The 12,967-nt window shown below is 74.4% G+C and carries 13 protein-coding genes; 6 read left to right on the forward strand and 7 right to left on the reverse strand.

The genetic code is table 11. The annotated features are described in order from the left end of the window. Nucleotides 1-31 precede the first annotated feature (31 nt). Together ACWEF6_RS16235 and ACWEF6_RS16240 are read right to left on the reverse strand one after the other, a co-directional pair. Nucleotides 32-1,222 (reverse strand): amidohydrolase family protein, encoded by a 1,191-nt coding sequence (locus ACWEF6_RS16235; RefSeq protein ID WP_449683653.1) that lies wholly within the window; start codon nucleotides 1,220-1,222, stop codon nucleotides 32-34. A gap of 66 nt (nucleotides 1,223-1,288) precedes the next feature. Then, nucleotides 1,289-1,975, reverse strand: coding sequence for an EthD domain-containing protein (locus ACWEF6_RS16240; RefSeq protein ID WP_449683654.1), 687 nt, complete (start codon nucleotides 1,973-1,975; stop codon nucleotides 1,289-1,291). Between the two features lie 164 nt (nucleotides 1,976-2,139). On the opposite strand from ACWEF6_RS16240, the gene ACWEF6_RS16245 reads away from it, so the two are divergent. From ACWEF6_RS16245 to ACWEF6_RS16260, 4 genes are read left to right on the forward strand one after another with little or no spacing between them, the layout of a single operon-like run. Then, entirely contained in the window at nucleotides 2,140-2,934 is a 795-nt protein-coding gene (locus ACWEF6_RS16245; protein ID WP_449683655.1) for an SDR family NAD(P)-dependent oxidoreductase, read from the forward strand. Then, a complete protein-coding gene (locus tag ACWEF6_RS16250) occupies nucleotides 2,934-4,142 on the forward strand; it encodes an aminotransferase class I/II-fold pyridoxal phosphate-dependent enzyme (protein WP_449683656.1) in 1,209 nt (402 codons plus the stop codon). The genes ACWEF6_RS16245 and ACWEF6_RS16250 overlap by 1 nt, the downstream gene beginning before the upstream one ends. Further along, nucleotides 4,139-5,068, forward strand: a complete 930-nt coding sequence (locus ACWEF6_RS16255; RefSeq protein WP_449683657.1) for a diiron oxygenase — start codon at nucleotides 4,139-4,141, stop codon at nucleotides 5,066-5,068. The genes ACWEF6_RS16250 and ACWEF6_RS16255 overlap by 4 nt, the downstream gene beginning before the upstream one ends. After that, nucleotides 5,068-5,808, forward strand: a complete 741-nt coding sequence (locus tag ACWEF6_RS16260; protein WP_449683658.1) for a tryptophan 2,3-dioxygenase family protein — start codon at nucleotides 5,068-5,070, stop codon at nucleotides 5,806-5,808. Before ACWEF6_RS16255 ends, ACWEF6_RS16260 begins: the two co-directional genes overlap by 1 nt. A 9-nt stretch (nucleotides 5,809-5,817) precedes the next feature. Here ACWEF6_RS16260 and ACWEF6_RS16265 read toward each other — a convergent pair whose 3' ends face one another. The 5 genes from ACWEF6_RS16265 to ACWEF6_RS16285 form a co-directional block, all read right to left on the reverse strand. Next, entirely contained in the window at nucleotides 5,818-6,651 is an 834-nt protein-coding gene (locus ACWEF6_RS16265; RefSeq protein WP_449683659.1) for an alpha/beta hydrolase, read from the reverse strand. Continuing rightward, nucleotides 6,648-7,616: a methyltransferase gene (locus ACWEF6_RS16270; protein ID WP_449683660.1), complete on the reverse strand. Its 969-nt coding sequence runs from the start codon at nucleotides 7,614-7,616 to the stop codon at nucleotides 6,648-6,650. Before ACWEF6_RS16270 ends, ACWEF6_RS16265 begins: the two co-directional genes overlap by 4 nt. Beyond that, the gene (locus ACWEF6_RS16275) at nucleotides 7,613-8,794 is read right to left on the reverse strand and encodes a hypothetical protein (RefSeq protein WP_449683661.1); all 1,182 of its coding nucleotides are present in this window, start codon (nucleotides 8,792-8,794) and stop codon (nucleotides 7,613-7,615) included. Before ACWEF6_RS16275 ends, ACWEF6_RS16270 begins: the two co-directional genes overlap by 4 nt. A gap of 75 nt (nucleotides 8,795-8,869) precedes the next feature. Next, nucleotides 8,870-9,178 carry a muconolactone Delta-isomerase gene (locus ACWEF6_RS16280; RefSeq protein WP_033262363.1) on the reverse strand — a complete coding sequence of 103 codons (309 nt, stop codon included), beginning with the start codon at nucleotides 9,176-9,178 and terminating at the stop codon, nucleotides 8,870-8,872. Nucleotides 9,179-9,208: 30 nt separating this feature from the next. Further along, complete coding sequence (locus tag ACWEF6_RS16285) at nucleotides 9,209-10,651, reverse strand: ankyrin repeat domain-containing protein (protein WP_449683662.1); 1,443 nt, start codon at nucleotides 10,649-10,651, stop codon at nucleotides 9,209-9,211. A gap of 224 nt (nucleotides 10,652-10,875) precedes the next feature. Between ACWEF6_RS16285 and ACWEF6_RS16290 the strand changes: the two genes are divergently transcribed. Beyond that, nucleotides 10,876-12,342 carry an FAD-dependent monooxygenase gene (locus ACWEF6_RS16290; RefSeq protein WP_449683663.1) on the forward strand — a complete coding sequence of 489 codons (1,467 nt, stop codon included), beginning with the start codon at nucleotides 10,876-10,878 and terminating at the stop codon, nucleotides 12,340-12,342. A gap of 72 nt (nucleotides 12,343-12,414) precedes the next feature. Beyond that, on the forward strand, nucleotides 12,415-12,927 hold the full coding sequence (locus ACWEF6_RS16295; protein ID WP_449683664.1) for a VOC family protein: 513 nt from the start codon (nucleotides 12,415-12,417) through the stop codon (nucleotides 12,925-12,927). The last annotated feature ends 40 nt before the right edge of the window (nucleotides 12,928-12,967 follow it).

Raw genomic sequence — 12,967 nt, forward strand, 5'->3', positions numbered from 1 at the left:
TCTTCCCCAGGGACTGGCGGGCGCCTCCCTTTCATGCCGGGAAAGAGGCTTCTGTTTCGTGCAGGACGCCCTCCCGGCACACGGCGACCAGCCGCCGCGACGCGCGGATGTCCGCCAGCGGATCGCCCGCCACCACGACCAGATCCGCCCGCTTGCCCACCACCACTTCCCCACGATCCGCGAGCCCGAACCGCCGCGCCGGCGCCGCCGTCGCCGCCTCCAGCGCCGCCCTCGGAGTGAGTCCGGCCGCGACCAGCAGCTCGAGCTCCCGGTGCAGGCTCAGCCCGTGCGCGGCGCCGGGCGCGCCGGCGTCGGTCCCCGCGAGCACGCACACCCCGGCCCGCGCCAGTGGCGCCACGACCCGGGCCGCGTGCTCGGCCGCGTAGCCGTCGGCGGGCTCCGGGGCCATCGTCGCCGTCAAGGTCGCCAAAGCCGCCGCGTCCAGTACCCGTGCCGCCGCGGGGTCCGCCGCGCCCGCGCGGCCGCAGAAGGACTCCAGCACGGTCAGGGTCGGCACCACGAAGACGTCCCGCGCCGCCAGTTCCGCGACGAACTCCGGGCCGGGCGGGCGGTCGAACGGCAGGTGCGCGAGGCCGTCGACCCCCGCGCGGACGGCCGTCAGCGCGGACCGCACGTCCGTCGCGTGCGCCACCGCGAGCAGGCCGCGCTCGTGCGCCGCCGCGATCAGTGCGGCCACCGCGGCCTCGGTCAGTGCCGGCCGGTGCGGCTCCCCCGGCACCGACGACGCGAACACCTTCAGGTAGTCCGCGCCCTCGGCCACCCGCGCCGCGACGAACGACGGTGCGTCCGACGGCGCGGCCAGCGTCGGGAACGGCCCGAACAGTCCGTGGTGGACCAGCTGGGCCGGGTGCCCGCCGGGCGCGGTCGCGCCGATGCCCGCCGACCGGACGTCCGAGACGGCTCCGCCCCGCGCGGCCTCGGCGCGCACCACCCGCAGCAACGCGGGGTCGGCGAACATGTCGAGCTGCGTCGTGACGCCGAAGGCGAACCCGTGGTGCAGCCCGGACCGCGTGATGTGCACGTGCGCGTCGATCAGGCCGGGCAGCAACGTCCGGCCCGCGCCCGGGACGACGTCCGCGCCGGGCGCCGTCACCCCGGTGCCGAGCGCGGCGATCCGGCCGCCGTCGACGAGCACGTTCGTCCGCGGCCTCGGCTCGTGGCCGTCGAACACCCGGATGTCGCGGAACAGCAACGCGGGCACGGGAACCTCCTCGTGGCACGGCGAGGCCGCCGTCCGGCGGGACGGCGGCCTCGGGGGATCCGGGGTTCAGCGCGGCTCGGGACCGATGATCCAGTTCTCGCGCACGACCATCTCGTGGACGTACCGGGGCTCCACAATGGACAGCAGCTCCTCGTGCGCCCGCTGGTAGGCGGGGGACTCCAGCGCCGCGGCGAGCGCGTCGGTGTCGTCGAACCACAGCTGCTGCGCCGCGTCCAGCAGCGCCTCGCCGACGCCGTAGTAGCCGTCGCGGGTGGTGCCCTGCAGGTACCGGCGCAGCCCGGGGACCTCGGCGGCGAGGTCGGCGTACTTGCCGCGCAGCCGTTCGCGGAACTCGGCCAGCGGCAGCCCTTCGCGGCGCTTGACCAGCTGGATCAGCTTGACACCGCCCGCGTCGGCCGGTCCCGGGACGACTTCGCGGGCGTCGGTGTCGAGGACCACCGACCGCCAGAAGGCGGCCCAGCGCGGTTCGTCCAGCCGGGCGCCGTTGAGGAACTCGTCGGTCTGCAGCGAGGCCAGCTGCTCCTCGTCGTCGGCCAGCCAGATCTCCGCGACCCCGCTCCACATCGGATCTTCCGGCTCGGGTCCGAACGGGATCCGGGTGTCGATCAGGTACTTGCGGATCTGCGGGATCTTGGCGGCGTACCGGACCGCGTGCTCTTCGACCCAGTAGCGCTGGAACTCCTGCTCGCTCATCCCCGGCTTGGGGTGGGCGAAGATCAGTTGGTGGATCATGCGGTGCTCCCTTGTCGGTGCGCGTGTGACCGGAATCCATGGCACCGCGTGGCGCGCGCGGGCAGCAAGGGCGCCGCACGCACTCCCCCAAGTCGGCCCGCGACCGCACGAAGTAGCCCCCGGATCGGTGCGGCCGTGGCGGTCCCGCCGTGAGAATCCGGGGCATGGCTGGACGTGGAGTGCTCGTCACCGGCGGCTCGAGCGGCCTGGGCGAGGCGATGGTGCGCAGGTTCGCGCTCGGCGGCGACCGGGTCTGGTTCACCTACCGGTCCCACCCGGACGCCGCCGCGCGGCTGGTCGCCGAGGTGGCCGACCTCGGCGGCAAAGCGGAGGCGTTCGAACTGGACCAGGGCGACGCCGAGAGTCACCGGCGGTTGCTGGAGCGGGTGCACGGCCCGGTGGACGTCCTGGTCAACAACGCCGCGGTCGGCACCAAGACGGTCGAGAACACCGTCGACGGCCCGGTCGAGCGGCGTGACGAGGCGTTCCTGCGGGTGAACAGTGTCGGTCCACTGTGGATGATCCGGGCCCTGCTGCCGGCCATGCTCGACCGCGGCTACGGCAAGATCGTCAACGTCTGCAGCGTCGGCGGCGGGATCGCCACCTTCCCCGCGTTCGACATCGCCGACGGGATGAGCAAGGCGGCGCTGGCCTACCTGACCCGGCATCTCGCCGCGCAGCTCGTGCACGACCCGGTGCACGTGTTCGCGATCTGCCCCGGCGCGACGCACACACCGATGCTGCGCGCGAGCCTGCTCGACGCGCTGACCGAGACGCAGCTGGCGGAACTGACGAGCCGGCTGCCCGGCGGCCGGCTGCTCGACCCGGCCGAACTCGCCGAGCTGACCTGGTGGCTGTGCGAAGAACCGGCGGCGCTGCTGCACGGCGCGGTGCTGGACGCCTCGCGCGGCCTCGGCGTGCACCCCGGCCTGGTCACCGGCCCGGAAGCGGGTTGCTGATGGTGGCGAAGCGCGCCGCCGCGCTGGCCGGGCGCGTGCCGGCGATCGCCGCGGCCCACCTGCGCGCCGAAGCGGACCCGTACGACCCGGTGCGCAACCCCGGCGGCTTCCTCAACCTGGGCACCGCGGAGAACCGGCTGGTCTGGGACCTGCTGGAAGAGCGCGTCACCGCGCCGCGGCGGCTGACCCCGGCCGACGTCCGGTACGGCCCGCTGCACGGCACGCGCACGCTGCGCGAAGCGACCGCCGCGCAGCTCTCCCGGCTGCTGCGCACCGCGGTGGACGCCGACGAACTGGTGGTCGTCAGCGGGGCCAGCGCCGCCCTCGACATCGCCGCGAGCGTCCTGTGCGACCCCGGGGACGCCGTCGTCGTGCCCGCGCCCTACTACGGCGCGCTGGACGTCCTGCTCACCGTCCGGTCCGGCGCCCGGCTGCTGCCGGCCCCGATGCGTGCCGCGGACGGCTTCCGGCTCGATCCGGCCGTCGTGGCGGAGACCGTGCTGGCCGCGCGCCGCCGCGGCGAGACCGTGCGGGCGCTGGTGCTGACCTCCCCGGACAACCCGACCGGCCGGGTGCACCCGCCCGGGGTGCTGCGCGAGCTGCTGGCCGTCGCCGCCCGGCTCGACCTCGACGTCGTCGCCGACGAGATCTACGCCGGCTCGGTGTTCGGGCCGGAGCCGTTCACCAGCGTGCTCGACGGCGGCCCGCGCGTGCACGTCGTCTGGGGCTTCGCCAAGGACTTCGGGCTGCCCGGGCTGAAAGTCGGCGCGCTGTGCAGCCGCGACCCCGAGGTGCTGGCCGCGGCCCGGGCCCTCGCCTACTTCGCGCCGGTGTCCAGCGACACCCAGGCGCTGCTGGCCGGGCTGCTGGCCGACGAGGACTGGGTGCGCGGCTACCTCGACGGCTCCCGCGCCCGGCTGGCGGCGGCCTACACGGGGGTCACGGCCGCGCTGACGGACGCGGGCGTCCCGCACGTGCCGGCGGGCGCGGGCTTCTCGGTGTGGCTGGACCTGCGCGCGTGGCTGGCGGAACCGGGCACCACCGGCGAGCACGAGCTGTGGCGGCGGATCCTGGAGTCGGCGCGGGTGAACGTCCTGCCCGGGTCGGCGTTCGGCTCGCCGGAGCCGGGCTGGTTCCGCCTGTGCTTCGCCACCGACGCGGGCCTGGTGCGGGAAGCCGTCCGGCGGCTGGGCGCGGTGCCGCGATGAGCCGTGGCCCGCTCGACGCGTGGTACGAGGCCGCCGGGGTGCGCACCGGCGTCCGGCGGATGCTGCACGACGACGCCGACGCCGGCAAGGTGTTCTTCCCCGAGCGGCTGGTGCCCCACCTGGCGCACGAGGCCGTGGCGGCGCTCCCGGCGCCGCGGCGGCGGGAACTGGCCGTGCGGCACCTGTATCAGTTCCTGCTGTCCACGACCCACCTGGAGACCCGAGTGGTCAACCGCGGGGCCGAGCTGATCGCCGACGACCGCTGCGGCATCCCGCTGGCCACCTCGACCCGGCTGGACGCGTTCAAGGTGTACTGCGACGAGGGCTACCACTCGCTGTTCAGCCTCGACCTGGCCGACCAGGTGGCGGCGGCGACCGGGATCGCGATCCCGCGCTGGGACTACGGCGGGTTCGTCGCGCAGCTCGGCGAGGTGGCGGCGGGCCGCCTGCGCGAATACCCGGAGCTGGCGCCGCTGCTGCAGACCGTGGTGTTCGAAACGCTCGTCACCAGCATCCTCAACGAGGTCCCGGCCGACACCGGGGTGGTCACCACGGTCCGTGACCTGGTCCGCGACCACGCGAAGGACGAAGGCCGCCACCACCGGTTCTTCACGGCGTTCTTCCACGAGCTGTGGCACGGCCTGGACGCCGGCACCCGGTCGGCGGTCGCGTTCGCGCTGCCGGAGCTGATGAAGAGCTGCCTGGTCTGGGACGTCGCCCCGGTGCGGTCGTCGCTGCGCCTGGCCGGGCTGGACGCGGCCACCGCGGCGGCCGTCGCCGACGACTGCTACCGCGGCGACGCCGAGCGGTTCCGCACGATCTGCCGCGCTTCGCTGCGGATGTGCGCGTCCGCGGGCGTGTTCGAGGTGCCCGGCGCGGTGGACGCCTTCGCGGCGCACGGCCTGCTCACCGGGGAGGAGTTCTGATGCCGGGTTACGGGGATTACCTGCGGTTGCCGGCCCTGCTCGCGCTCCAGCGGCCGCAGGCGGGCCCGCAGGCGCGGGACGAGCTGCTGTTCGTCGTGGTGCACCAGGCGTTCGAGCTGTGGTTCAAGCAACTGCTGTTCGAACTCGAAGACGCCCGCGACCTGATGCTGACCGGCGACGGGCACGTCCCGCGCCGCCGGCTGGAGCGGGCGGTGGCGGTGCAGCGGATGCTGCTGGGCCAGTTCGACGTCCTCGACACGATGGCCCCGCAGGACTTCCAGCTCTTCCGCGGCGCACTGGGCACCGGGAACGGCGGGCAGTCGGCCCAGTTCCGCGAGATCGCCCTGCTGTCGGGCGCCCGCGACGAGGGCGTGTTCGACCGCCCGTGGTACTCGGCGGCGGAGCGCGCCCGGCTGCACCGGCGGGCGGCCGAGCCGACGCTCTGGGACGGGTACCTGGCGGTGCTGGAGAAGGCGGGCTTCCCGGTGGCGACGGAGGAGGAGCGGTTCGAGGCGTACGCCCGGATCGCGGCGGACCGGGACGCGCTGTGGGACCTGGCCGAGGCGCTCGTCGCGCACGACCAGGCGTGGGCCGCGTGGCAGGGCCGGCATTTGCTGACCGTGCAGCGGCAGATCGGGCGCCGGCGGGGTACGGGCGGGACGGCGGGGGCCGCGCATCTGGCCTCGCGCCGGGATGTGCGGTTCTACCCGGAGCTGTGGGAGTTGCGCGCGCGGCTCTGAGGTGCCGTTTCAGGTGAGAGTGGCCTTCCGGCACCCGGCCACGAGCTGCTCCCCCACCGCCGCCCCCAGTGGCGTGGCCGGATCCGTGAGGTCGTACGGCAGGTCGAAGTGGTTGCGGCCGACGCCGACGAGGTCGGTGACATCGGCGCCGGCCGCGGTCAAGGAGGCCGCCATCGCGTCGTGCTGACGGATGAACTCGGCCGGTTCGCGTTCACCGCGGGCGAGGATCACGGGCGGCAACGCCGGCGGAAGCTTGCCCAGCGGGCTGTTCTCCCGCGCCTCGATCACCGAGAGCCCCAGAGCATCGTCGACGGCCGAGCCGATCAGCGGCTCGAGCTCGTACAGGCCGCTGAGGAGCGTCACCCCGGCGACCGGGGCACCGCCGGGCAGCAGCGCCATCGCGGCCAGGTGCGCGCCGGCCGAACTGCCCGCCAGGTGGATCCGCGCCGGTTCGATGCCGAGCGCCGGCGCGACGTGCGTCAGCAGGCGGATCGCCCGCCGGATCATCGCGACCATCTCGCCGAGCCGGTACGCCGGCGCCAGCCCGTAGCCGAGGGCCGCGAACGCGACGCCCCGGTCGAGGAAGCCGCCGGCGGTGAACGCGGCCTGGTGGCGGCCCGACTCCTGCCAGAAGCCGCCGTGCACGAACACCATGAGGGGAGCCCGGGATGCGCCCGGGACCGGGAACAGGTCGAGGAGCTCGGGCTCCGCGGTGCCGTAGCGCAGGGTCCGGTGGCCGCGGGCCCGCGCGGCGGAGGTCCGGGCGGCGTACTCGCCCAGGTACTCCCCGACGTCGGGCACCAGCCGGCCGGGCATCAGGTCGCGGGGCGAGAGGGCCGTCATGCCGGCACCGCCTCGATCACCGACGCCCGCTCGCCGAACGTCACCGCGCGGACCTCGAACCCGCCGTCGGCCAGCAACCGCCGCCAGGCGGCCTCCGTGCGCTCGCGGCCGCCCAGCAGCACCAGCATGTGCAGGTCCAGCAGGTGCCCCGGATGCGGGCCACCGTCCTCCGGAATGACCTGCTCCAGGACGAGCAGCCGCCCGTCCGCCGGCATCGCCGCGCGGCAGCTGCGCAGGATCCGCGTCGCCTCGGTGTCGTCCCAGTCGTGCAGGATCTGCGCCAGCAGGTAGACGTCCCCACCGGACGGCACCGACACGAAGAAGTCGCCCTCGACGCGGCGGCACCGCTCCGGCACCCCCGCGTCCGAGACCACGCCGGGCCGGTCGAACACCGTCCCGCGCAACCACGGGTGCGCCGCCAGCAGCAGACCGAGCAGCATCCCGTTGCCGCCTCCGACGTCGACGACGTGCCGGACACCGTCCCACGAGCGCTCCAGCAGCGGCTGCGCGCGCATCCCGGCCAGCCCGGCCTGCGCCCGGTCGAACTCGGCCTGCCGCGCCGGCCGGTCCGCGAGCCATTCGAACAGCGGCGCGCCGAACACCGGCTCGAACGCCGGCCCGCCGGTGCGCAGGCTCAGCGACGCCTCCTCCCAGACCCGGTACGCCTCGCCGGTCATCAGCCTCGACAGGTGCCGCAGCGAGCCCGGGACGTCCGACCGCAGCAGCTCCCCGGCCGGCGTCAGCGCGTACTTCCCCGCCGTCACGGTGAACAGCCCCTCCCCGGCGAGCGCCCGGAGGAACCGCGTCAAGGCGTCGGCGTCGGCGCCGAGGTCCGCCGCCAGGTCCGCCGCCGTGGCGGGCCCGGCCGCGAGCCGGTCGACGACGCCGAGCTCGGTCACCGCGTGGATCGCCTGGGCCACCACCGCGCCCATGATCTTCCGCCGCAGGTCGGCGTAGCCGGTCACGCGGGCACCTCCAGCGGCCGGGCGGACAACGCCGGGAACAACGGGACCGCGGCCGCCCGGCGCAGGTACTCCGCCCCGGTCGTGCCGCCCGTGCCCGGGACCGTGCCGATGATCTTCCTGGTGATCCCCCAGTGGGTCCGCTTCATCGCGCACCACGCCTCGTCCAGCCGCGCCAGGTCCGCGCACAGCCGGGCGGTCGCGACGCCGCCGAGCCGCTCACCCGCCCGCACCACCGCGTCCTGCAACGGGACTCCGGCGGCGATGTCCGGCCGCGGGGCGCACACCGCCTCGATCCGGCGGAAGCCGCGTGACTGGATCGCGCTGCGGCCGCCGGTGTGCGCCCGGATCACCGCGAACACCTCCGGCGGCATCGTGGTCACCACCCGGTAGAGCGCGGGCGAAAGGGCCAGCAGCCGGGCCGCGTCGGCGACCAGCACCCGGGCGCGCTCGACCGCCAGGCGGACGAGCGCGTCCCGGGCCGCCGCCAGCGCGTCGCCGATCCGGCGGTACAGCGTTTCGAACAGCTGCAGGCTGCGGACGAACATCTGCTCGTCGTGCAGCGGGGTCATCGGCAGCAGCGACAGCTCGGTGACCACCCGCACCCGCGGCGCGATCGTCTCGGCCGTCTCGGCGATCCAGGTCCCGGCGAGGTCGGCGAGGTCCTCGTCGGCCGACGGCGGCGGCAGCGGAACCTCCCGCAGCCGCGCCAGGACGCCGAGACAGGCCCGGGCCCGCTGCCGCTGCACCCGGCCGGGTTCGCGGCCGAGCGCGCGGACCTCCAGCCCGAGCAGGTCGGCGGAGAGGGCCCGCAGCAGGTCCGCCGCCGCCCGGTGTGGCGGCAGGTCGGCGCCGGCCGGGCTGTCCAGCAGCGGCACGGCCAGGTAGCCGTCGTAGCCGCCGCCCGCCTGGTCGGCCGTGCTCGGCAGCCAGTCCGGCAGCGGCCACGCGAGCCGCGCGCGGCCGCCCCCGGACAGTCTGCCGTGGACGGTCCGCAGCAGGGTGACGAGCTCGTCACCGGCGTAGGTGCGGCCCACCGCCCGGTAGTGGCGCAACACCGGGGCGAACGGGAACCGGGCCACCTCGGCCGGCCCGATCGGGCCCCGGGCGGCGGCCAGCCACGCGTGCACCGCCGTGACGGCCGCGCGCCGGTCACCCCCGCGCGCCGCGGCCTCGCTCACGCCGCCCACCCCGGTCCCGCCGGGCCACGGGCCGGCGCCGTCGTTCGCTGCCACCACCGTGCTCGCCGCCTTCTCTCAGACCTGGTAACGCTTCTTGACGTCCTCGGCGAACCCGAGGTAGTCCCGCAACGGCCAGACCGCTTCGAACTCCAGGTACTCCCGCATCGGCAGCCGCCCGAGCGCGGTCCGGTCGAGCTCCTCGGCGTCCGGGGAGTCGATGATCGCGATCACCCGCTTCTGCGCGGCGACCTTCCAGATCCCGACGCAGAACCCGGAGTCGACGGTCTCCTGGGCGTGCTCGGCCTCGTCGGCTTCGACGTCCCACAGCTCGTCGAGGGTGATCCGGCCCTCGTGGTTCCATCTCATCTGCACGTAGAACAACATCGGCGTTTCCCTTCCGTGGGGCCGGATCGGTCAGAGCGCCCGGATCCGGGCGGTGAGGCGGTGGTCCGGGCCGAAGACCTCGGCGGCGATGTCGAGCGCGGTCTTGCCGTCGTGCCCCTCGACGTCCACCCGGGCGCCGGCGTCGAGCAGGATCGACGCGCAGTCGTCGTAGCCGTGCCAGAGCGCGTCGTGCAACGCGGTGTAGCCGTTGGTCGCGCCCTGGTAGTCCAGGTCGGCGCCCGGGGCCGAAGCCAGCGCCGAGGTGATCGTCGCGTGTCCGTTGTAGACGGCCTTGTGCAGCGGGCTCGCCCCGAACGTCGGCTCGGTCGCGTTGACGTCGGCGCCGCCGCGCAGCAGCAGCCCGGCGATCTCGGCGTGCCCGTCGCGCGCGGCGACCAGCAACGGGGTGTGCTGGTCGTTGAAGCCGTTGAGGACCGGGTACCGCGCGTCGACGTCGGCGCCGGAGGCGATCAGCGACCGCACCCGCTCGACGTCGTTCGCGGTCACCGCGGCCATCAGCTCCTGCGCCGCCACGGCGTCCTCGTCGGACTTCGCGCGGTCCTTCAGCGCCTGCTCGGCTTCGAGCAGCTTCTCCTTGCCGAGCTTGTTGACGTTCAGCTCGTACTCGAAGTGCTCCTTCATCGAGAAGCCGTAGTGCGTCGAGAGGTTGACGCCCGCGCCGAGCTCCAGCAGGAACCGGGCGATGTGCGGCCACTTGTACCAGAGCGCGTCCATCAGCGGCGTGTGGCCGGTGGTCGCGGCCACCGCGTCCACGAACGCGCCCGCGTCCACGAGCACCCGCACGGTCGCCAGGTCGCCGCGCTGAACCGCCTTGTGCAACGCGGTCGCGCCGCCGCGGCTGTCGGTGGTGAACACGTCGGCGCCCGCGTCGACCAGCTCGCGCACCACGCCGGCGTTCCCGAGCCCGGCGGCCACCAGGAACGTCGTCAGCCCGGTGGCGGGGTCGCGGCGGTTCGGGTCGGCGCCGTCGCGGACGAGCCGCCCGGCCTCCTCCCGGTCGCCGGCGCGGACCGCGGCGAGCAGCCGCTCGTCGATGTCGGAGCGGAACAGCGCGATTTCCGGGCTGGCGTCGAAGAACGCGCGCCAGTGCGTCACCAGGCCGTCGTCGCCGACGGTCAGCACCATCGCGAACTCGAAGTCCACCTCCATCCCGGTCCGGTGGTGCTTGAGCTTCTGGTGGTTGACGACGAATGCGCGGTCGCCCTCGACGACCATCTGCCGCTGCTCGAACTCGGTGACGTCGGCGTAGAGCGTGCGCAGCCGGAACGCCTCCAGCACCTCGTCCTTGCCCCGCCACACGCGCAGGTTGGGCACGATCGTGTTGAACTCGTTGCCGGGCAGGTCGAAGACGATCGCCGGGGAGAGCGCGGCGAGCACGCCCTCGACGTTGCCCGCCGCGACGTCGGAAAACAATTGCGTGACCACCGCGCGGGTGCTTGTGCTGTCCGCCATGAGAGATCCTTAGGCCGTTGTGTCTACTGTGGTGTGCCGGGCCTTTCCGCTCCCCAGCACACCGCGCCGCCGCCGCGCCGGGCAAGGCGCCGCCGCGCACTATCCCAAGTCACGCCGGTCGGGCTACTCCGTGCATTCGGCCTTGCCCGCCAACGGATCCGCACTCGACGCTGGAGGAGCCGCCGTCCACCGCGGCGGCCGGGTGAGCGCAGGAGGGTTTCGCCATGTCCCTGTCCCCAGAACTACCCCGCTCCACCGACGTGCTCGTCGTCGGCGCCGGGCCGGTGGGCCTGACGATGGGCTGCGCGCTGCGCACGCTCGGGATCGACCACGTCGTCATCGACCGCGCGCCCGGGCCCGCGGCGCACTCGCGGGCGTCGGCGGTGCACGTGCGCACGCTGGAGTCGCTGGCCGCCATCGGCGTCGCCGACGAGCTGGTGGCCCGGTCCATCCCGGGCCGCACGTTCACCGTCCGCGACGCGGAAAAGGTGCTGCTGTCCATCCCGTTCGCGGAGCTGGACACGCCCTACCCGTACGCGCTGAGCATCCCGCAGATGACCACCGAGGAGGTGCTCGCCGAGCGCTACGCCGCGCTGGGCGGCACCGTGCACCGCACCACGTCGCTGCTCGACCTGCGGGGCACCTTCCCGGGCAGCACGGCGTCCATTGTGGACTCCGACGGGGTCGTGCGGGCGATCGACGCCCGGTACGTGGTCGGCGCCGACGGCATCCACAGCACCGTCCGCGACCGGATCGGCGTCGCCTTCCCCGGCGGCGCGCGGCCGCAGACCTTCATGCTGGCCGAGGTCACCATGGACTGGCACGGCCCGGAGGACGAGGTCGTCACGTTCTACTTCTCCCCGCGCGGGCTCGGCGCGGTGGCGAAGATCCCCGGCGACTTGTACCGCGTGGTGGCGCTGGTCGGCGACGACGCCGGCGTGCCCACCCGCGAGGACGTCCAGGAGGTCATCGACACGCGCGGCCCGGGTGCCGCGGGCGGCCGGGTGCGCGAGGTCAAGATGGCTTCGAACTGGCGGGTGCACGAGCGGCTGGCCGATACCTTCCGGCAGGGCCCGGTGTTCCTCGTCGGCGACGCCGGGCACGTGCACAGCCCGGTCGGCGGACAGGGCCTCAACACTGGCGTCCAGGACGCGCTGAACCTCGCCTGGAAGCTGGGCGCGGTGCTCGACGGCACCGCCGCGCCCGCCCTGCTGGACACCTACGACGCCGAGCGGCGGCCGGTCGCCGCCGGGGTGCTCGGGTTCACCGGCACGCTCACCGAGATCTCGACGCAGACGAACCCGGCGAGCATCGGGCTGCGCAACGAGGTGCTCGACTCGGTCGCCCAGCTGCCGGCGTTCCGCGCGTGGCTCGCCACCCGGCTGGCCGGCCTGCACATCGGCTACGGCGGCGCCGAGGGCCCGCACTCGCCCGGCCCGGGGCGGCGCGTGGCCCCCCGGCGCGGGATGGCCCCCGGCATCGGCTGGACGCTGGTCATCCCGCCCGCCGCCGACGCCGTCGCGGTCAAGGAGGCCGCCGAAGCGAGCGCCACACCGATCACCGTGCTCCCGGACGGCGACGCCACCCACGCCACGCTCGTCCGCCCCGACGGCTACGTCGCGCTGACGGCGGACGCCGAGGCCGCCGCGACCCTGCCCGCCGGGCTCGCCGCCTGGCTGCGGCGCTCCTGATCCCGGTACCCGGTCCCGGGTCCCCGGTCCGCACCACCCGTGAAGGCAGTACCCAACCGAGGAGGTAGTCCCATGTCGGCACCCTGGTCCCGCCCGCCCGGCTCGGCCACGCTGATGCACGTCGCGATCCTCTGCAAGGACGTCGACGAATCCCTGCGGTTCTACCGCGACGGGCTCGGCTTCGCGAAGACGTACGAGTGGTCCAAGACGACCAGCGACACCGGTCAGGTGCTCTACTGCGACCGGGGCGTCTACATCGAGCTGGACGGCCACACCTACATCGAGCTGTTCCCCGGCGGCCGCGACGACGTCACGTCGATTTCCGGTCCGCTGCAGCACATCGCGCTGATCGTCGGCGACGTCGACGAGGCGTACACGAAGTGCCTGTCCGCCGGCGGCGCCGCCTTCCCGATCGAGGACTGGGACGGCGCGCCGACCCAGGTGTTCATCAACGGGGAGCCGGAGATGGAGGTCCGGGTCGCGTTCGTCCGCGGCCCCGGCGGCGAGCTGATCGAGCTGTACCAGCAGCTCAGCCCGGTGGTGGCGATCGACCGCACCGCCGCGGCCGCCGGCGCTTCGGCGTAGCGGCACGACGAGAAGCGGGCGGTCCCTCGAAGGGGCCGCC

This window comes from Amycolatopsis sp. NPDC004772 (genome assembly GCF_053601215.1).

Excerpts from the sequence above, each read along its gene's own strand:
- ACWEF6_RS16240 (WP_449683654.1), bottom strand. The coding sequence starts at position 1,975 with ATGATCCACCAACTGATCTTCGCCCACCCCAAGCCGGGGATGAGCGAG.
- ACWEF6_RS16245 (WP_449683655.1), top strand. The coding sequence starts at position 2,140 with ATGGCTGGACGTGGAGTGCTCGTCACCGGCGGCTCGAGCGGCCTGGGC.
- ACWEF6_RS16250 (WP_449683656.1), top strand. The coding sequence starts at position 2,934 with ATGGTGGCGAAGCGCGCCGCCGCGCTGGCCGGGCGCGTGCCGGCGATC.
- ACWEF6_RS16255 (WP_449683657.1), top strand. The coding sequence starts at position 4,139 with ATGAGCCGTGGCCCGCTCGACGCGTGGTACGAGGCCGCCGGGGTGCGC.
- ACWEF6_RS16260 (WP_449683658.1), top strand. The coding sequence starts at position 5,068 with ATGCCGGGTTACGGGGATTACCTGCGGTTGCCGGCCCTGCTCGCGCTC.
- ACWEF6_RS16265 (WP_449683659.1), bottom strand. The coding sequence starts at position 6,651 with ATGACGGCCCTCTCGCCCCGCGACCTGATGCCCGGCCGGCTGGTGCCC.
- ACWEF6_RS16280 (WP_033262363.1), bottom strand. The coding sequence starts at position 9,178 with ATGTTGTTCTACGTGCAGATGAGATGGAACCACGAGGGCCGGATCACC.
- ACWEF6_RS16285 (WP_449683662.1), bottom strand. The coding sequence starts at position 10,651 with ATGGCGGACAGCACAAGCACCCGCGCGGTGGTCACGCAATTGTTTTCC.
- ACWEF6_RS16290 (WP_449683663.1), top strand. The coding sequence starts at position 10,876 with ATGTCCCTGTCCCCAGAACTACCCCGCTCCACCGACGTGCTCGTCGTC.
- ACWEF6_RS16295 (WP_449683664.1), top strand. The coding sequence starts at position 12,415 with ATGTCGGCACCCTGGTCCCGCCCGCCCGGCTCGGCCACGCTGATGCAC.